The organism is Variovorax sp. EBFNA2 (genome assembly GCF_033802765.1).
Classification (GTDB): domain Bacteria; phylum Pseudomonadota; class Gammaproteobacteria; order Burkholderiales; family Burkholderiaceae_C; genus Variovorax; species Variovorax paradoxus_H.
Window position 1 is genome coordinate 6446953 of record NZ_CP138496.1, and the last position, 16927, is coordinate 6463879.

At 67.7% G+C, this 16927-nt stretch carries 19 protein-coding genes and 1 riboswitch; of the genes, 3 read left to right on the top strand and 16 right to left on the bottom strand.

Annotated elements, in window-relative coordinates; all coding sequences use genetic code 11:
• Nucleotides 1-14: 14 nt before the first annotated feature.
• On the bottom strand, nucleotides 15-518 hold the full coding sequence (locus RZE79_RS30350; RefSeq protein ID WP_101490717.1) for a polymer-forming cytoskeletal protein: 504 nt from the start codon (nucleotides 516-518) through the stop codon (nucleotides 15-17).
• Between the two features lie 113 nt (nucleotides 519-631).
• Between RZE79_RS30350 and RZE79_RS30355 the strand changes: the two genes are divergently transcribed.
• Nucleotides 632-1564: an ion transporter gene (locus RZE79_RS30355; RefSeq protein WP_319358232.1), complete on the top strand. Its 933-nt coding sequence runs from the start codon at nucleotides 632-634 to the stop codon at nucleotides 1562-1564.
• Here the strand turns inward: RZE79_RS30355 and RZE79_RS30360 are convergent.
• From RZE79_RS30360 to RZE79_RS30375, 4 genes are all read right to left on the bottom strand, one after another.
• Nucleotides 1509-2096 (bottom strand): YigZ family protein, encoded by a 588-nt coding sequence (locus tag RZE79_RS30360; protein ID WP_319358234.1) that lies wholly within the window; start codon nucleotides 2094-2096, stop codon nucleotides 1509-1511. The genes RZE79_RS30355 and RZE79_RS30360 overlap by 56 nt on opposite strands.
• 36 nt (nucleotides 2097-2132) lie before the next feature.
• The gene (gene metW / locus RZE79_RS30365; protein WP_319358236.1) at nucleotides 2133-2720 is read right to left on the bottom strand and encodes a methionine biosynthesis protein MetW; all 588 of its coding nucleotides are present in this window, start codon (nucleotides 2718-2720) and stop codon (nucleotides 2133-2135) included.
• Nucleotides 2717-3877, bottom strand: coding sequence for a homoserine O-acetyltransferase (locus RZE79_RS30370; protein ID WP_319358239.1), 1161 nt, complete (start codon nucleotides 3875-3877; stop codon nucleotides 2717-2719). Before RZE79_RS30370 ends, metW begins: the two co-directional genes overlap by 4 nt.
• A gap of 224 nt (nucleotides 3878-4101) precedes the next feature.
• Entirely contained in the window at nucleotides 4102-4665 is a 564-nt protein-coding gene (locus tag RZE79_RS30375) for a TMEM165/GDT1 family protein (protein WP_319358241.1), read from the bottom strand.
• A 17-nt stretch (nucleotides 4666-4682) separates the two neighbouring features.
• Nucleotides 4683-4861: riboswitch (yybP-ykoY riboswitch) on the bottom strand.
• A gap of 259 nt (nucleotides 4862-5120) precedes the next feature.
• On the opposite strand from RZE79_RS30375, the gene RZE79_RS30380 reads away from it, so the two are divergent.
• On the top strand, nucleotides 5121-5690 hold the full coding sequence (locus tag RZE79_RS30380) for an RNA-binding protein (RefSeq protein ID WP_319358243.1): 570 nt from the start codon (nucleotides 5121-5123) through the stop codon (nucleotides 5688-5690).
• A gap of 91 nt (nucleotides 5691-5781) precedes the next feature.
• Here RZE79_RS30380 and RZE79_RS30385 read toward each other — a convergent pair whose 3' ends face one another.
• The 4 genes from RZE79_RS30385 to RZE79_RS30400 are packed head-to-tail and all read right to left on the bottom strand — an operon-like array spanning nucleotide 5782 to nucleotide 8807.
• Complete coding sequence (locus RZE79_RS30385; protein ID WP_319358245.1) at nucleotides 5782-6567, bottom strand: SDR family oxidoreductase; 786 nt, start codon at nucleotides 6565-6567, stop codon at nucleotides 5782-5784.
• A 43-nt stretch (nucleotides 6568-6610) separates the two neighbouring features.
• Nucleotides 6611-7261: an LPS export ABC transporter periplasmic protein LptC gene (lptC, locus tag RZE79_RS30390; RefSeq protein ID WP_194274045.1), complete on the bottom strand. Its 651-nt coding sequence runs from the start codon at nucleotides 7259-7261 to the stop codon at nucleotides 6611-6613.
• Nucleotides 7258-7806 carry an HAD hydrolase family protein gene (locus RZE79_RS30395; protein ID WP_319358247.1) on the bottom strand — a complete coding sequence of 183 codons (549 nt, stop codon included), beginning with the start codon at nucleotides 7804-7806 and terminating at the stop codon, nucleotides 7258-7260. Before RZE79_RS30395 ends, lptC begins: the two co-directional genes overlap by 4 nt.
• Nucleotides 7806-8807, bottom strand: a complete 1002-nt coding sequence (locus tag RZE79_RS30400; protein ID WP_101490709.1) for an SIS domain-containing protein — start codon at nucleotides 8805-8807, stop codon at nucleotides 7806-7808. Before RZE79_RS30400 ends, RZE79_RS30395 begins: the two co-directional genes overlap by 1 nt.
• 86 nt (nucleotides 8808-8893) lie before the next feature.
• On the opposite strand from RZE79_RS30400, the gene RZE79_RS30405 reads away from it, so the two are divergent.
• Entirely contained in the window at nucleotides 8894-10879 is a 1986-nt protein-coding gene (locus tag RZE79_RS30405) for a monovalent cation:proton antiporter-2 (CPA2) family protein (protein ID WP_319358250.1), read from the top strand.
• Between the two features lie 22 nt (nucleotides 10880-10901).
• On the opposite strand, the gene RZE79_RS30410 is transcribed toward RZE79_RS30405, so the two are convergent.
• The 7 genes from RZE79_RS30410 to rpmH form a co-directional block, all read right to left on the bottom strand.
• The gene (locus tag RZE79_RS30410; protein WP_319358252.1) at nucleotides 10902-11840 is read right to left on the bottom strand and encodes a zinc ribbon domain-containing protein; all 939 of its coding nucleotides are present in this window, start codon (nucleotides 11838-11840) and stop codon (nucleotides 10902-10904) included.
• Between the two features lie 105 nt (nucleotides 11841-11945).
• Nucleotides 11946-12407, bottom strand: a complete 462-nt coding sequence (locus RZE79_RS30415) for a Crp/Fnr family transcriptional regulator (protein ID WP_153281396.1) — start codon at nucleotides 12405-12407, stop codon at nucleotides 11946-11948.
• A 101-nt stretch (nucleotides 12408-12508) separates the two neighbouring features.
• Nucleotides 12509-13921: a tRNA uridine-5-carboxymethylaminomethyl(34) synthesis GTPase MnmE gene (gene mnmE / locus RZE79_RS30420; RefSeq protein ID WP_319358255.1), complete on the bottom strand. Its 1413-nt coding sequence runs from the start codon at nucleotides 13919-13921 to the stop codon at nucleotides 12509-12511.
• 79 nt (nucleotides 13922-14000) lie between these two features.
• Nucleotides 14001-15683 carry a membrane protein insertase YidC gene (yidC, locus tag RZE79_RS30425; RefSeq protein ID WP_319358257.1) on the bottom strand — a complete coding sequence of 561 codons (1683 nt, stop codon included), beginning with the start codon at nucleotides 15681-15683 and terminating at the stop codon, nucleotides 14001-14003.
• Nucleotides 15680-15967 (bottom strand): membrane protein insertion efficiency factor YidD, encoded by a 288-nt coding sequence (yidD, locus tag RZE79_RS30430; RefSeq protein ID WP_319358259.1) that lies wholly within the window; start codon nucleotides 15965-15967, stop codon nucleotides 15680-15682. The genes yidC and yidD overlap by 4 nt, the downstream gene beginning before the upstream one ends.
• Nucleotides 15964-16383, bottom strand: a complete 420-nt coding sequence (locus RZE79_RS30435) for a ribonuclease P protein component (protein ID WP_319361345.1) — start codon at nucleotides 16381-16383, stop codon at nucleotides 15964-15966. Before RZE79_RS30435 ends, yidD begins: the two co-directional genes overlap by 4 nt.
• Nucleotides 16384-16484: 101 nt before the next feature.
• A complete protein-coding gene (gene rpmH, locus RZE79_RS30440) occupies nucleotides 16485-16619 on the bottom strand; it encodes a 50S ribosomal protein L34 (protein ID WP_007834827.1) in 135 nt (44 codons plus the stop codon).
• Nucleotides 16620-16927: the final 308 nt, after the last annotated feature.

A 16927-nucleotide genomic window follows, 5' to 3' on the forward strand; every position in this document is an offset into this window, starting at 1 on the left:
CCGCCTCGGCTGGCTTACGACGCCTTGGCGCCGAAGCTGATTTCGCCCGACAGCTGGCCGCCTTCTTCGATCACGATCTTGCCGTAGCGGATCTTGCCGGTGACCTTGCCGGTCGAGTGGATGACGAGCTTTTCGCGCACGGTGAGGTTGCCGTCGAACACGCCGCGGATTTCGGCGATGTCGATTTCGGCCGAGCCCTTGAACTCGCCCTGTTCGGCGATCTGCATCAGGCGCGAGTCCATGGTCGCTTCGACCAGGCCTTCGACCACGAGCGTGTCGCAATCGGTGATCTCGACGCCCTTGAGCTTGATGTTCGGGCCGACGGTGAGCTTGCTGCCGCCTTCCTTGGCGGCAGGTGCTGCCGCCACCGGGGCCAGGCCGGCCTGCGCGGTCAACGAGGAGGGATTGACGGGAGTGCCCGAGAGATTGGTGCCCGAACCAACCAGCGGTGCGGGACGCGAAGTCAACGAGTCGGTGTCACGATCGCGCTTGCCGAAAAAGGGGGACTGTGTGGCCAATGGGGAGCTCCTCAAGAAAGGGGACTATCGTAAGAAGGCGCTCGCGGCATGCCGCACTTCATTGCGCAAGAAGCGTAACTGAATAAGTCGCCCGGCCCCATGACAATGCCCGCATGACCCGCCTGATTCGCCCGAAGCTCGAAGCCCTGTCCACGCCCGCCGACACCGACTCGCGGTTCGACAAACCTGCGCGCGGCTGGCGGCGCAAGCTCTTCACCGTGATCTTCGAGGCCGACACGCCCGCCGGCCTGTGGTTCGACCTGACGCTGATCGCGGTGATCGTGATGAGCGTGCTGGTCGTCATCCTGGACAGCGTGCAGTCGATCCGGGACCAGTGGCGCCCCCTGTTCAATGCCCTCGAATGGGTGTTCACGATTCTTTTCACGCTGGAGTACATCGCGCGGCTGTGCTGCGTGAACAAGCCGCTGCGCTACGCGCTGAGCTTCTACGGCGTGATCGACCTGCTGGCGCTGCTGCCGACCTTTCTCGTGGCCTTCGCGCCGGAGCTGGCCTACCTGATCGACGTGCGCATCCTGCGGTTGCTGCGCGTGTTTCGCATCTTCAAGCTCTCACGCTATTCGGTGGAGTACCGGGCGTTGGTGTCGGCGGTGGCGTCCAGCCGCCGCAAGATCACGGTGTTCGTGGGCTTCGTGATGCTCGTGGTGCTGGTGATGGGCACGCTGATGTATGTGGTCGAAGGCCCAACGCACGGCTTCACCAGCATTCCGGTGGCGATCTACTGGGCCATCTCGACCATGGCCACGGTCGGCTTCGGCGACCTCGTGCCCAAGACCGATCTGGGCCGCGCGATCGCCTCGGTGATGATGCTGCTGGGCTGGGGCGTGCTGGCCGTGCCCACCGGCATCGTGACCGCCGAGATGACGCGGCGCGGTGTCGACGACGACCTGGCGGAGCCGGTCGCCCTCGCATCGCGCGGCGTGCTCGCCCTGGCTGCAGAGCCGACACCGGGCAAGGCGCCGGCGAAGCGGCTCACGCCGTCGGCCAGACGACGCGCCCTTGCGCAGCATCGTCGAGGCGCGCGATGAAGGCGTCCGCCTCGGGCGCAGGCAATGCGAAGGCAAAGCGCACGTCGTCACCGTGCTGCACATCTTCGAGCACCGCACCGATGGCAGCGAGCTCGCGCCGCACCAGCCCCTCGAGCGCGTAGGGCACGGCGCACTGCAGCTGGCGCTGGCGCACGAGCGGCACCAGCGTGGCACCGAGCAGGGCCTGCGCGATGGCGTCGGTGTAGGCGCGCACGAGGCCGCCGGCACCGAGCTTCACGCCGCCGAAGTAACGCACCACGGTGGCGAGCGCGCCTTCCACCTGCTGGTGGCGCAGCACCTCGAGCATGGGACGTCCGGCCGTGCCTCCGGGCTCGCCGTCGTCGTTCGCGGCCGACTGTCCGCCAGCCATCAGCGCCCAGCACACGTGCGCGGCGCCCGGATGTTCGGCGCGCAGCGAGGCGACCACGGCGAGCGCAGCTGCGCGGTCGGGCACCGGCTGCACGCAGCCGATGAAACGGCTTTTCTTGATGAGCAGTTCGCTGTGAACCGGCTGCGCGAGCGTGAAGCTCATTCCGACCCGATGTCCGTGCGGTGCAAGGCGGCGTGCTCAGCCGCCCCGCTCGAACTTGAAGACCGCGGTGCTGGCGCGCGCGTTGGGCAGCCAACGCACATCGCGGCCGTTCTGCAGGCCGAAGGCGTCGAGCACGCGCAGGTTGTTCTTGCCGGCCAGCACTTCGAAGTCCTTGTAGGTGCCGACGCGGATGTTGGGCGTGTCGTACCACTGGTAGGGCAGGCGGCGCGTCACGGGCATGCGCCCGCGCGCCACGCTCAGGCGGTTGGGCCAGTGCGCAAAATTGGGAAAGGCGACGATGCCGAAGCGGCCCACGCGCGCGGTCTCACGCAGCATGACCTCGGCATTGCGCAGATGCTGCAGCGTGTCGATCTGCAGCACGACGTCGAAGGTGGCGTCGTCGAACATCGCCAGGCCTTCGTCGAGGTTGAGCTGGATCACGTCGACGCCGCGGCGGATGCACTGCAACACGTTGCCGTCGGCGATCTCCACGCCGTAGCCGGTGCAGCCGCGCTCTCGCTGCAGCAGGTCGAGCAGGCTGCCGTCGCCGCAGCCCAGGTCGAGCACGCGCGAGCCATGGGGCACAAGCTGTGAAATCAGTCGTTGGTGTTCGATGTCGCTCATTGGAACTCCTTGGCGACGCGTTCGAAGTACGAGCGCACCACGCCCATGTAGCGCACGTCGTCGAGCAGGAAGGCGTCGTGGCCGTGCGGCGCGTCGATCTCGGCGTAGCTCACGTTGCGGCGGTTGTCGAGCAGCGCCTTGACGATCTCGCGGCTGCGCGCGGGCGAGAAGCGCCAGTCGGTCTTGAAGCTCACGAGCAGGAACTTGGCCGTGGCCTGCGCGAGCGCAGTGCTGAGCTGGCCGCCGTGGTGGCGCGCGGGGTCGAAGTAGTCGAGCGCGCGGGTGATCAGCAGGTAGGTGTTCGCGTCGAAATACTCGCTGAACTTGTCGCCCTGGTAGCGCAGGTAGCTTTCGATCTGGAACTCGATGTCCTGCGTGGAATAGCGGTAGTCGAGCCCCACCACCTCGCCTTCGACGGCGCTGCGCAAGATGCGCCCGAACTTGGCGTTCATCACGTCGTCGCTCAGGTAGGTGATGTGGCCGATCATTCGCGCGATGCGCAGGCCGCGCTTGGGCACCACGCCGTATTCGTAGAAGTGGCCGCCGTGGAAGTCGGGGTCGGTCACGATGGCGCGGCGCGCCACCTCGTTGAAGGCGATGTTCTCGGCCGTGAGGTTGGGCGCGCTGGCCACCACCACGGCGTGCCGCACGCGGTCGGGGTACTGCAGCGTCCACGACAGCGCCTGCATGCCGCCGAGGCTGCCGCCCATCACGGCCGCGAGCGTCTGGATGCCGAGCGCGTCGAGCAGCACGGCCTGGGCGTCGACCCAGTCTTCGACCGTGACCACCGGGAAGTCGGCGCCGTAGACGCGGCCGTTGGCGGGGTTCACGTGCATCGGGCCGGTCGAGCCGAAGCAGGAGCCGAGGTTGTTGACGCCGATCACGAAGAAGCGGTCGGTGTCCAACGGCTTGCCCGGACCCACCATGTTGTCCCACCAGCCCTCGGAGCGGGCCTGGCCCTCGTACACGCCCGCGACGTGGTGCGAGGCATTGAGCGCATGGCACACCAGCACCGCGTTGCTGCGCTCGGCGTTGAGGGTGCCGTAGGTTTCGTAGGCGAGCGTGTAGCCGCTGATCGAAGCGCCGCTGCGCAAGGCCAGCGGGCCTGCGAACTGCATCGACTGCGGGGTGACGACCAAAGGTGATGGCGACGACATGAATGAAAAAACCCGGCCTCGCCAAAAACGAGCCGGGTTCGGCAGCCGTCTTTAGCAGAATTTATAAAGCGCCCGCAAGCTGAAGCAAATCGGCGCAGACCAAGTATATCCCCCAGGCTTCGCGCACTTCGTGTCGCTTCTCCAACCCCCTTTCCGGGGGCAACACCAGCGGCCCGGCGAAGCCGGTTCCGCGGTGTTTCTGGAAGGGATTCCTCCTTCTTTTCTTACCAGCCGACGATCATCACGACGCCCAGCACCAGGAAGATCGCCGCCGAGATGCCGTGCACGAGCTTGATCGGCACGCGCCGCACGATCTTGTCGCCCAGCCACACGACCGGCGCATTGGCCAGCATCATGCCCAGCGTGGTGCCGACGACGACCCAGGCGTAGTCCTGCGTGAAGCGGGCGGCGAGCATGACGGTGGCGATCTGGGTCTTGTCGCCCATCTCGGCCAGGAAGAAGGCGATCACGGTGGTGCCGAAGACGCCAAACTTCGAGACGCCGGGAGCGTCGTCCTCATCGAGCTTGTCGGGAATGAGCATCCAGACGGCCATCGCGATGAACGAGCCGCCCAGAATCCAGCGCAGCACCTCGGGACCGAGCCAACGCGTGATGTAGTTGCCGACCGCGCCGGCCATCGCGTGGTTGACGACCGTGGCAACGAAGATGCCGAGCACGATCGGCCAGGGTTTCCTGAAACGCGCGGCCAGCAAAAGGGCCAGGAGTTGGGTCTTGTCGCCCATTTCGGCGAGCGCGACCACGCCCGTTGCAACGAGAAAAGCTTCCATGAGAGATGTGGGGTTCCTTGGGCCGAAGGACGCAATTGACCGCACAACACCTTCGGCCATATTCCCGAAGTTGTGCGGTCAAAGGTCTCGCCAGGTGTGTTCACTGCACGCGCCATGTCCTCGTGGGGCAAGGACAAGTCTGTTGACGCGGGCCCTTCTCGCAAGCGGAAGGCGGCTACTCCCCAATGACCCGCAAATTGTAGCCGCATCGTCAATTGGCCCGGCTCAAACAGGTAGGCGTGCGCTAACTTCCATTGGTTTCAAAAGTCGCTACCTCAAGACGCAAATTCATGCTTGCTTTTTTGATATTTCACCCATAATGCACAAGCCTCCCTCTTGATTTTGGGAGGAAGCAACTCGGTGATCGGTCAGTTTCGCGCGGCTCGGCGGCTCTCGTTTGAGTGATGCTTTCGGGACTCCATCGCTTTTCTTGATGTGTTTATAGGAGTCCCTTGATGGGCAACAAACTCTACGTCGGCAACCTGCCTTATTCGGTGCGCGACGGTGATCTCGAACAGGCCTTCGGCCAGTTCGGCGCAGTGACCAGCGCCAAGGTCATGATGGAGCGCGACACGGGCCGCTCGAAGGGCTTCGGCTTTGTCGAGATGGGCAGTGACGCGGAAGCACAGGCCGCCATCAACGGCATGAACGGCCAACCCCTGGGTGGCCGCAGCGTGGTCGTCAACGAGGCACGTCCCATGGAAGCACGTCCCCCCCGCAGTGGCGGCGGTGGCGGCTACGGCGGCGGTGGTGGTGGTTATGGCGGCGGTGGTGGCGGTGGCTACGGCGGCGGTGGTGGTGGCGGCTACGGTGGTGGCGGCGGCGGTGGCCGTTCCGGCGGTGGCGGCGGCTACGGCGGCGGCGGCGGCTACGGCGGCGGCGGTGGTGGTCGCTCGGGTGGCGGCGGCGGTGGTGGCGATGGCGGTTTCCGCAGCCCCTACGGCGCAGGTCCCCGTGGCGGCGGCGGCGGTGGTCGCAGCGGCGGTGGTGGCGGCTACGGCGGCGGCGGCAACGGTGGGTACTGAACCCCGTTCAATCCTTCGCATGCCTCACGGCACACAAACAGAAAAGGCTCCTCGGGAGCCTTTTTCTTTGCCTGTGCGACGGCGATGAAGCTCAGGCTTCGCCGCTGCGCTTCTTGCGCGCCCGGCCCTGCACGGCGCGGTCGAGCAGCGCGTTGGGCAGCAGCCGCATGACCTTGGCGACCACGCCCATCTGCCACGGAATCACGCGATAGCTGGTGCCGGCCTCGATGGCGCGCAGCGCCTGGGCTGCGAAGTCTTCGGGCTGCATGAGAAAGGGCATGCCGTAGCGATTGCCCTGGGTCAGCGGCGTGTCGATGTAGCCCGGGCACAGCGTGACAACCTTCACACCACTGGTGCGCAATTCCCCGCGCAGGCTCTCGCAGTACGCGACCACGCCGGCCTTGCTCGCGCAGTAGGCGCCGTGCCCCGGCAGCCCGCGAATGGCGGCGACGCTGCCGATGCCCACGAGCCGCCCGCTGCCGCGCTTCACCATGGCCTGCACGAACGGATGGAAGGTCGCGGCCAGCCCCACGTTGTTGACGGCGAAGGTGCGCGCCAGCACGTCGATGTCCGACCGATCGGCCGTGTCGATGCCGATGCTGATGCCGGCGTTGGCGATCACCACGTCGGGCACGCCCTGGCGCGCGATGCAGTCGGTGCCGGCGGCCACGATGCTGTCGGTGTCCGCCACGTCGGCACCGTAGACCTGGTAGCGGCCCGCGTCCAGCTGGCGACCTGTGGCCCAGGCGTCGATCTCCGCCGTGCGCCGCGCGACCAGCGCCAGCCGGTAGCCCGCGTCGTAGAAAGACGCGGCCAAAGCCTGGCCGATGCCGCTGGAGGCGCCGGTGATGAAGACGAGCGGTGCGGCGGTGGTCATGTATCGGTCGTCTCCCGGGAACTTGTTTTTGTAGTGCAGCCGCTCAGCGCGGCTTGCCCGCCGCGGCCGAGGGCACCAGCACGCCGCGCACGCGGCCCGTGAGGTTGGCCACGCCGCTCAGGTTGTCGTAGTCGAGCGAATCGCCCGTGAACTGGTCGCTGCCGCGGATGAGCGTGACCGGCTTGTTCGACTTCACCTTTTCGGTGTCGAGGAACGCGTGCAGGAACTCGCCCCGGAACTCCAGCCGCGGCGTGGCCTTGCCGCTCGCGCTGACCGCCGGTTCGCGGATCACGATCGCGTTGCCGAACAGCTGGATCTCGCTGCCGTCGGCATTCGACAGGCCCCGGTTGGCCGACGAGCGCGTGACCAGCCCCTCGGGCGACACCGAGCGCATGCGCACCTGGTCGACCTCGATGGTGTCGGTGTCCGGGTAGTGCCGGCCCTCGACGCCATGCAGCTCGCTGCGCAGGTCGCCGTTGGGCAGGAAGTTCTTGATGACGAAATCCCGCATGAAGTAGTCGGGCTCGTGCGTGGGCGCGGCCTTGACGGTGGGCTCCAACAGCTTGGGCGCGTTGCGCACCAGCCAGTAGGTGCCCAGCGCCACGCCGAACATCAGGATGATCGGCAGGTAGATGGTGCTGCGGTCGAGCACATCACGCGTCAGGTTCCAGGCGCGTCGCAGCTGCGGGCTCATGGTCGGGGGCCCAGGGCAGCGTCGAGCAACGGGCGGTACTGGCCGCAGGCCGTCAGCAGCAGGTCGCAGAATTCGCGCGCCGCGCCTTCGCCGCCGCGTGCGGTGGTGACGTAGCGGGCCACGGCGCGCACTTCGGCGTGCGCGTTGGCCGGCGCCGCCGCGAAGCCGACACGGGTCAGCACCGGCAGGTCGGGCCAGTCGTCGCCGATGGCGGCGGCCTGCGCCCAGGTGAAGCCGAGCTGCGTCAGCATGGCCTCAGCGGCGGGCAGCTTGTCTTCGGTGCCGTAGCGCACGTGCTCGATGCCCAGCGCCTCGAGCCGCACGCGCAGCGGCTTGGAGTCGCGCCCGGTGATCACGGCCGGCGTGATGCCGGCCTTGCGCAGCAGCTTGAGGCCGTAGCCGTCGAGGATGCTGAAGCGCTTGAGCGTCTCGCCGTGCTCGGTGAAGTACACGCCGCCGTCGGTCAGCACGCCGTCGATGTCGAAGAAGACGATGCGCACATCTTGCGCGGCCAGCAGGGTCTCGGCCTGGAAATCAAGCGGCATCAGATGACCTTCGCGCGCATCAGGTCGTTGGTGTTCACCGCGCCGACGATCACCCCCGCGCTGTCGATCACGAACAGGCGGGTGATGCCGCATTGCTCCATGAGTTCGGCCGCTTCCACCGCCAGCGCGTCGACGCGGATGGTGCGCGGGTCGCGGTGCATGATGTCGGCCGCCTTGGGCGTGCGCAGATCGGCGCCGGCTTCGATGAGGCGGCGCAGGTCGCCGTCGGTGAAGATGCCCAGCGCCCGGCCGTCGGGCTCGACCACCGCGGCGGCGCCGAAGCCCTTGATGCTCATCGCGCGCATCAGCTCGCTGACGGTGGCCGTCGGCGGCACGCACGGCACCTCGTCGCCCGAGCGCATGACGTCGCTCAGGTGCGTGAGCAGCTTGCGGCCCAGCGCGCCGCCGGGGTGCGAGCGCGCGAAGTCTTCGGAACCGAAACCGCGTGCATCGAGCAAAGCCACGGCCAGCGCGTCGCCCATGGCGATCTGGGCGGTGGTGCTTGCGGTGGGCGCGAGGTTCAGCGGACAGGCTTCCTTGGCGACGCCGGCATCGATCACGATGTCGGCATGGCGCGCCAGGGTGGAATCGGCACGGCCGGTGATGGCGATCAGGGGCACGCCCTGGCGCTTGACCACCGGCAGCAGCACGGTGAGTTCGTCGACCTCGCCGCTGTTGGAAATGGCGAGCACGAGGTCGACCGACTTGATCATGCCGAGGTCGCCGTGGCTGGCCTCGGCCGGGTGCACGAACATCGCGGGCGTGCCGGTGGAGGCGAGGGTGGCGGCGATCTTGCGGCCGACGTGGCCACTCTTGCCCATGCCCATCACGACCACGCGGCCGCGCACTTCGAGAATCTTGCGCACGGCCTCGACAAAACTCGGGCCGACGCGGGCCTTCAGGCCGAGGACGGCTTCGGCTTCGATGTCGAATGTGACGCGTGCCCGGGCCAGGATGGCTTCGGGGTCGACCATGGGGGTCGGGGCGGGGCGGGAGCTCATCGCCGGATTTTACGAGGCGGGCGCGGTCGGGGATCACATGGCCCGGGGAAGCCCGGGGCACGGACATTGCTCTAGCATCGGCGCCTATGTCTTCGTTCGATCTCACGCTGTTGTATCTGTTGGCCGCGGTGATCGGCGTGGTGGCCTGCCGGTCGCTCAAGCTGCCGCCGATGCTCGGCTACCTGACGGCCGGCGTGCTCATCGGCCCGCATGCGCTGGCGCTGGCGCAGAACTCCGAAGGCATCCGCCACCTGGGCGAATTCGGCGTGGTGTTCCTGATGTTCGTGATCGGGCTCGAGTTCAGCCTGCCCAAGCTGCGCGCCATGCGCAAGCACGTGTTCGGGCTGGGTCTGCTGCAGGTGCTGCTGACCATGGCGCTGGCCACCGTCGGCGCACTGCTCATCGCCACGCAGCTGCCGCCGGCCTGGCAGCTCGGGTGGCAGACCACGCTGGCGCTGTCGAGCGCGCTCACCATGAGCAGCACGGCCATCGTGGTCAAGCTGATGGCCGAGCGGCTCGAGCTGGAGAGCGAGCACGGCAAGCGCGTGATGGGCGTGCTGCTGTTTCAAGATTTGGCCGTGGTGCCACTGCTGGTGCTGATTCCCGCCCTGGGCGCGCCGCCCGAGGCGCTGGCCAAGGCACTGGGTTTTGCGCTAGTGAAGGCGACCTTCCTCATCGGCGTGCTGCTCTACGGCGGGCCGCGCATCATGCGCTGGTGGCTCACGCTGGTGGCGCGGCGGCGCAGCGAAGAGCTGTTCATCCTGAACGTGCTGCTGATCACGTTGGGCCTGGCCTGGCTCACCGAACTGGCCGGGCTGAGCCTGGCGCTGGGCGCCTTCATCGCCGGCATGCTGGTGTCGGAGACCGAATACAAGCACCAGGTCGAGACCGACATCCGCCCCTTCCACGACGTGCTGCTGGGGCTGTTCTTCATCACCGTCGGCATGTCGCTCGACTGGCACATCGTGGTCGAGCGCTGGCGGCTGGTGGCCGTGCTGCTGGTGGTGCCGCTGCTGTTCAAGCTGGGGCTGGTGACGGTGCTGGCGCGGGTGCTGGGCGCGACCTCGGGCGTGTCGCTGCGCACCGGCCTGTACCTGGCGCAGGCCGGCGAGTTCGGCTTCGTGCTGCTCACGCTCGCGCAAGACCGCAACCTGCTGCCGCCGTGGCTGGCCAACCCGGTGCTGGCGTCGATGGTGCTCTCGATGCTGGCCACGCCGTTCATCGTGATGTACACCAACACCATCGTGCGCAAGCTGGTGGCGAGCGACTGGCTGCAGCAGTCGCTGCAGATGACGAGCATCGCGCGCAAGACCATCAACACCGCGCAGCACGTGATCATCTGCGGCTACGGGCGCTGCGGCCAGAACCTGGCGCGCATCCTGGAGCGCGAAGGCATTCCCTACATGGCGCTCGACCTCGACCCCGACCGCGTGCGCCAAGCCGCCGCGGCCGGCGATTCGGTGGTGTTCGGCGACGCGGCGCGGCTGCAGGCGCTGATGGCGGCAGGCCTGGCGCGCGCCAGCGCGGTGGTGGTCACCTACCTCGACGTGGGGGGCGCGATGAAGGTGCTGGCCAACACCCGCGCCCACGCGGCGCACGTGCCGGTGATCGTGCGCACCCAGGACGACCACGACCTCGAGAAGCTGCAGGCCGCCGGCGCCACCGAGGTGGTGCCCGAGGCCATCGAGGGTTCGCTGATGCTCGCCAGCCATGCGCTGGCGCTGGTCGGCGTGCCGATGCGGCGCGTGATCCGCGTGGTGCAGGACCAGCGCGACGCGCGCTACAACCTGCTGCGCGGCTACTTCCACGGCGCCGATGACGACAACGCCGACGAGATCGATCACGAGCGCCTGAACAGCTTCACGCTCACGCCGGGCGCCCGCGCGATCGGCCAGACGCTGGGACGGATGGCGCTGCCGACGCTGGGCGTGCGCGTGGCCAACCTGCGCCGCCAGGACGGTCAGGCGCGCGTGCCGGACGACGACACGCTGCTGTCGGACGGCGACACCCTGGTGCTGTCCGGCAAGCCCGCCGCGCTGGCGATTGCCATCGAGCGGCTGCAAAAAGGCTGAGGCCGCCGGGGCCGGCGCGCGCTCAGTTCAAGAGCGACGGATTGCGCTTTTCTTCGTCGATGCGCTGCTGACGGCGCACCGCTTCGCACTGCGCGTGCGACTTGTACTCGGGCTTCACGCACTGGGCCGCCATGCATTGCGCCTTGGCGATGAAGTTGCGGTCGCCGCATTGGGCCTGCGGGTCGGCCGGCGGGGCTGGCGGTGCGGGCGCGGGGGACGGCACGGCGGCCAGAGGCGCTGCGGGCGGGGCGGCCTGGGGCGCCGGCGTGGGAGGTGTCGCCGGTTTGCGCGGCTTCGCGGCAGGCGTCGGCTTGGGTGCGGATTCCGCGGACTCGGCGACCACTTCGGCGGGTGGCGGTTCGGCCACGGGCGGGGCGGGCTCGGCGGCGACGGGCGCGGGCTCGACCGCTGGCGGTGCCACGACGGGAGCGGGCGCGATCGCCGGCGTCGGCACCACGCCCGGCTCGGGCGCCTTGTCGCCAGTCCCGTAACCCAGCCAGCCCGCGACAACGAGCAACAGCGCGACGATGAGCAGCCCCAGCCACAGCCCGATGCCGCGCGGGCGCAGCACCGGCTCGGGTGGCTTGATGCGCTTGACCTTGATCCGCGTCTTCGGCCGATCGACCCGCGGGGACGGAGGCAAGGACGATGCGGCGCCGCCACGCCCCGGCGCCACGATCACGGTTCGCTCATCCGCCGGCGGCGGCGGTGGTGGCGGCTCGGGCATCCAGCCGGTGGAGGCGGGCGACGATGCCCGCTTCGACTCGGCGGGATCGAACAACGGCGCCGGAATGGTCGGCGCGCGCAGCTGGGCGGGTGCCGTGGTGGCCCATTCGCGATCGGCAGGACGGGGCGCCGGGGGCGGCACGCGGTCGGCGGCCGACAGCCGGCCGCCGCAGCTTCTGCAGAAGTTGGCACCGTCGCGGTTGTCCGCGTCACAGACCGGGCAGATCAAGGCCATGGCTCACCAGCAATTCTCAGGATCGGAAACGAAGACTTGTTCTTGTTGTTGTGCGGCGGCTGGCAGCGCGCGGCGAGCCGGAAGGCTCAGCTCAGCTCAGCTCGCTCAGGTGACTGCCACCCGCTTGGAGCGGTGCGCCATGCGCTTGGCGATCACGCCGCCGAGCGCCATCGCGATGTCCAGCGCCATGTTGGGCTGGCGGTTCGACATCTCTGAGAACCGCACGGCCGTGAGGCGCCACACGCGCCCCGCGCCCGTGACCACCACGTTGGCCGCATGCGGCTCGCGTGAGAAGAACGAGCCTTCGCCCACCACCGAGCCGGGCGACAGCACGGCCAGACGCATCTGCTCCTTGCTGCTGACGCGGTGCACGCTGATGGCGCCGCTTTCGACGAAGAACACCGAGCGGTCGTGCGTGCCCTGGGAGATCAGCACGTCGCCGATGGCTGTTTCGATGGGCTGCAAGTAGCCCGCGAGCGTGTCCCATTGCGCGACGCTCAAGGTCAGCGCGAACGCGTCGGCGCTCGGGTTCTCCGCAATAGAGCGGCTCAGGTTCTGGATGGACATGTTTTTCTCGACCCCCGCAAGTGAGTCGAAGTATCCGCGAAGGCCCTGAGGTTCGGCTACAACTGTTTACGCTTTCGCCGGGGAAGCGCACGCATGTGTCGCTATTTGCCGATACAGAAGCGCGAAAAGATGACACCCAGCAGGTCGTCCGCGCCGAACTCGCCGGTGATCTCGTTGAGCGCGTTCTGCGCCAGCCGCAGCTCTTCGGCCAGCAGATCGAGCAGTTGCGCCTGCGCCGCCAAGTGGGCGGCCGCCAGCGTGAGGTGCGTCTCGACGCGGGCCAGCGCCTGCACATGGCGCGCGCGTGCGAGGTAGACGCCTTCGGGAACGGCCTGCCAGCCGGCCATCGCCAGCAACTGGTCGCGCAGCGCCTCGATGCCCGCGCCGGTCTTGGCCGACAGCGCAATGCCTTCGGCCGGCGGCGTGGCCGACGATGCGGCGTCTTGCTTGTTCCACACATCGAGCACCGGCACGCTCGCCGGCAGCTTGTGCCGCAGGCCGGCCAGGATCTCGGCGTCGGCGGCGGCGTAGTCGGGCTGGCCGGCGCGCGTCAGGTCGTGCAGGAACAGCACGGCGTCGGCGCTTTCGATCTGGCCCCAGGCGCGCGCCACGCCGATCTGCTCGACCTCGTCGGTGCTGTCGCGCAGGCCGGCGGTATCGGCCACATGCAGCGGCACGCCGTGGATCTGGATGGTCTGCGAGACCACGTCGCGGGTGGTGCCCGCGATGGCGCTCACGATCGCCAGCTCGGCGCCGGCCAGTGCGTTGAGCAGCGAACTCTTGCCCGCGTTGGGCTGGCCGGCGATCACCACCTTGATGCCTTCGCGCAGCAACGCCCCTTGTTTGGCACGCAACTGCACGGCGGCCAGCTGTGCCTGCAACCGTTGCAGCTGGCCCGTGGCGTCGGCTTTCTGCAGGAAGTCGATCTCTTCCTCGGGGAAGTCGAGCGTCGCTTCGACCAGCATGCGCAGGTGAATCAGCGCGTCGCGCAGCGTGTGGATCTCGCGCGAGAACGCGCCCGACAGCGAGCGTCCGGCACTGCGCGCGGCCGCTTCGGTGCTCGCGTCGATCAGGTCGGCAATGGCCTCAGCCTGCGCCAGGTCGATCTTGCCGTTGAGAAAGGCGCGCTGGCTGAACTCGCCCGGCTCGGCCACGCGCAGGCCGGGCAGGCGCGGGCGGTTGGTAGCCGGATCTACTTCAGCCGCGGCCTCGAGGCAGCGCGACAGCAGCAGCTGCAGCACGACCGGACCGCCGTGCGCCTGCAGTTCGAGCACGTCTTCGCCGGTGTAGGAATGCGGCGTCGGAAAATGGATTGCCAGGCCGTGGTCGACCGGCTCGCCCTGCGCATCGCGAAAGGGCAGGTACGTGGCTTCGCGCGGCTTGAGCGCGCGGGCGCACAGCGCCTCGACCAGCGGCGCCAGCCGGGCGCCCGACACGCGAACGATGCCGACCGCTCCGCGCCCCGGGGCGGTGGCGATGGCGACGATGGGATCGGAGGTGCGGGCGAGGGTCATGACAGCGCGATTCTTTCAGCAAAAAAGCAAAGGGCCGCGGATGCGGCCCTTTGCGGGTGGCGGAGGCCGTGCGGCTTGCTTACTTGCCCAGCACGCCCAAGCGCTTGTTGATGAACCACTGCTGCGCGATCGACAGCACGTTGTTCGTGATCCAGTACAGCACCAGACCGGCCGGGAAGAAGATGAACATCACGCTGAACGCGAGCGGCATGATCCACATCAGCTTGGCCTGCATCGGATCGGGCGGCGTCGGGTTGAGCCAGGTCTGGAACAGCGAGGTGAGCGTCATCACGACCGGCAGGATGTACCAGGGATCGGGTGCCGACAGGTCGGTGATCCAGCCAATCCACGGGGCGTGGCGCATTTCAACCGACGACAGCAGCACCCAGTACAGCGCAATGAACACTGGAATCTGGATCACGATGGGGAAGCAGCCGCCCATCGGATTGACCTTTTCGGTCTTGTAGATCCGCATCATTTCCTGCTGCATCTCTTGCGGCTTGTCCTTCAGCCGCTCGCGCATTTCCATGATCTTCGGGTTGATGGCCTTCATCTTGGCCATGCTGGCGTACGCCTTGGCGTTGAGCCAGTAGAAGGCCGCCTTCAGCAGCACCACGAGCGCGACGATCGCCCAGCCCCAGTTGCCCAGGATGCCGTGCAACTGCGTGAGCAGCCAGTACAGTGGCTTGGAGATGATCGCGAAGATGCCGTAATCCTTCACCAGGTCCAGGCCCGGCGCGATGGCTTCGAGCTTCTTTTCTTCTTCGGGGCCGGCGAACAGCGCGCTGTTCACGACCTGCGTGGCGCCCGGGGCGATCTTCGGCAGCGTGGCCACCATGGCGACGGTGAAGAGGTTGTCGCCCAGGTCCTTCACGCGGAATTCGCGGCGCAGCTGTTCGCTGGCCGGGTCGCCCTTGAGCAGCCAGGCCGACGCGAAGTAATGCTGCACCATCGCGATCCAGCCGTCGTTGGCCGGCGGCGGCGGTTCGATCTTGCCCTTGGCGATGTCCTTGAAGTCGAGCTTGTGGAACTTCTTCTCGTTGGTGTACGCGGCCGGGCCCGTGAAGGTGTTGGTGCCGAACATGGTGCCCGCAGCCACGGTGCCGTGGCGCAGCAGCTGCATGTACAGCTGCGCGTCGCGCGGCTGGTCGCTCACGTTGACCACTTCGTGGCGCACGCCGATGACGTAGTCGTCACGCTTGAACACGTAGGTCTTGATGTACTTCAGGCCGCCGACGGGGGCGCTTTCGAAGCTCACTTCGAGCGTGTTCTGGCCGTCGGCCATCGCGCGCGGACCGGCCTTCGGCGTCATGGCCGTCAGGTGGTTGGGGAAGGCGTCGCCGGCCACCGGGTTCAGCAGGCCGGTCTGCGCCACATAGCGCGTGGCGGGCGAGCCGTTCTCGAACAGCACGACGCGCTTCGTGCGGTCGGCTTCGTCGAACTTGAGCAGTTCGAGGTGGTTGACCGTGGCGCCTTCGCTGTCGATCGTCGCCTTGAACAGGTCGGTGGTCACCACGACCTGCTCGCGCGGCGCGGCCGGGGCCGCCTGCGTGGGCACGGCACCTGCGGTGCCACCGGCCGCGGCAGCCGCGGTCGGCACGCCGTTGTTGGTGGCGGTGCCGGCGGCCGGCGCCGTGACGGCGGGCTTGGTCGACGGCAGGAAGGTCGGCTTGTTGCCGTTGAAGACCTGCCATTGGTCCCACAGCAGCACGAGCGAGAAACCAAAAATCACCCACAGGATCGTGCGGCGGATATCGTTCATGACGAAGACTTCTTGTCGGAGGAGAGAAGAGACGAAAACAGTGAGCCTGACTTGTCAGTACGACACTGTGATGCCGGTGGAACCGGATCGTGGCCGCCCTGGCACCAGGGCTGGCAGCGCGCGATGCGGTACAGAGTCAGGTAGCTGCCCTTGAGCGCGCCATGCACTTCCAGCGCCTCGATCGAATACACGGAGCAGGTCGGCGTGAAGCGGCACGACTGCCCGAGCCAGGGGCTCAGCAGCAGGCGGTAGCCCTTCACGAGGCCGATCAGCAGGCGTTTCATGCGGAGGCGGGTGCGCGGGAGGCGGCCGGTGCCGGCGGACGCGCGGCGCGCGCCAGCAGCTGCTGGAGCTCGGCGCGCACGGCGGCCTTGAGCTTGTCCGAGGAGGCGCTCACGAACACCTTGCGATCAAAACCGGCGCGCAGGCGCACCACGTGCGCGGCACGCGGCAAAGCAACGCCAGGCGCGGCGCTCACGGTGTAGATCTGGCGCTTGATGGCGTTGCGCGTCACCGCGCGGCGTGCCCAGCGCTTGGGCACCATGGCACCCAGCCAGACCTCATCGGACGGAAACAGCGAAGCGGCGCCCGATGCGGAAACATCGAGCGCACAGCGGTGCAATGCGAAATGGGCAGTGCGCGCCACGGTGGCACCTGCGAGGACGGCCTGGAATTGCGCGCGGGTCTTGAGCCGCTGCAAAGAAGCCGGGCCGCGTACGTCGCTGCTGGCGGGGCCAGGCGCAGAGGCTGCAGGAGCCTGCGCGGACGTGTCGGCGGCTGACAACGGCAGGTGGGGTGCCGTCAGACGGCCAGGCGCTTGCGGCCCTTGGCGCGGCGTGCGTTGATGACGGCACGGCCGCCGCGGGTCTTCATGCGGACCAGAAAGCCGTGGGTACGGGCGCGGCGGACTTTGGATGCTTGGTAAGTGCGTTTCATGATGGTTTCCTGATTCCCTGTTTGCGCCGGTTTCCGCATGAAGGCATGCACAAACCTGGCGAGCGCTGGGGGAGCGAGTTTCGGATGGCCCCCGAAAGACGCTGTGAAGGCTTTTCAGGGAAACCCGCAATTATCGCAAACATTGGCCGCCGGAACAATCTTCGACTGGATTTGCGGGCCTTTCCGTGTGCAGCGCAGCATGTGGATAAGGTTTTGACAAGTTAGAATGCCCGGCGCCTTCCAGCAGAGAATATCCACAATACCTATACAAGAAATGCCCGAGGGTTCCATCACTTTTTCAAGCGCCC

Bases quoted from the DNA above. Each gene is read 5' to 3' on its own strand.
- RZE79_RS30355 (WP_319358232.1), top strand. From the start codon at position 632: ATGACCCGCCTGATTCGCCCGAAGCTCGAAGCCCTGTCCACGCCCGCC.
- RZE79_RS30360 (WP_319358234.1), bottom strand. From the start codon at position 2,096: ATGAGCTTCACGCTCGCGCAGCCGGTTCACAGCGAACTGCTCATCAAG.
- metW (WP_319358236.1), bottom strand. From the start codon at position 2,720: ATGAGCGACATCGAACACCAACGACTGATTTCACAGCTTGTGCCCCAT.
- RZE79_RS30370 (WP_319358239.1), bottom strand. From the start codon at position 3,877: ATGTCGTCGCCATCACCTTTGGTCGTCACCCCGCAGTCGATGCAGTTC.
- RZE79_RS30375 (WP_319358241.1), bottom strand. From the start codon at position 4,665: ATGGAAGCTTTTCTCGTTGCAACGGGCGTGGTCGCGCTCGCCGAAATG.
- RZE79_RS30380 (WP_319358243.1), top strand. From the start codon at position 5,121: ATGGGCAACAAACTCTACGTCGGCAACCTGCCTTATTCGGTGCGCGAC.
- RZE79_RS30385 (WP_319358245.1), bottom strand. From the start codon at position 6,567: ATGACCACCGCCGCACCGCTCGTCTTCATCACCGGCGCCTCCAGCGGC.
- lptC (WP_194274045.1), bottom strand. From the start codon at position 7,261: ATGAGCCCGCAGCTGCGACGCGCCTGGAACCTGACGCGTGATGTGCTC.
- RZE79_RS30395 (WP_319358247.1), bottom strand. From the start codon at position 7,806: ATGCCGCTTGATTTCCAGGCCGAGACCCTGCTGGCCGCGCAAGATGTG.
- RZE79_RS30400 (WP_101490709.1), bottom strand. From the start codon at position 8,807: ATGAGCTCCCGCCCCGCCCCGACCCCCATGGTCGACCCCGAAGCCATC.
- RZE79_RS30405 (WP_319358250.1), top strand. From the start codon at position 8,894: ATGTCTTCGTTCGATCTCACGCTGTTGTATCTGTTGGCCGCGGTGATC.
- RZE79_RS30410 (WP_319358252.1), bottom strand. From the start codon at position 11,840: ATGGCCTTGATCTGCCCGGTCTGTGACGCGGACAACCGCGACGGTGCC.
- RZE79_RS30415 (WP_153281396.1), bottom strand. From the start codon at position 12,407: ATGTCCATCCAGAACCTGAGCCGCTCTATTGCGGAGAACCCGAGCGCC.
- mnmE (WP_319358255.1), bottom strand. From the start codon at position 13,921: ATGACCCTCGCCCGCACCTCCGATCCCATCGTCGCCATCGCCACCGCC.
- yidC (WP_319358257.1), bottom strand. From the start codon at position 15,683: ATGAACGATATCCGCCGCACGATCCTGTGGGTGATTTTTGGTTTCTCG.
- yidD (WP_319358259.1), bottom strand. From the start codon at position 15,967: ATGAAACGCCTGCTGATCGGCCTCGTGAAGGGCTACCGCCTGCTGCTG.
- rpmH (WP_007834827.1), bottom strand. From the start codon at position 16,619: ATGAAACGCACTTACCAAGCATCCAAAGTCCGCCGCGCCCGTACCCAC.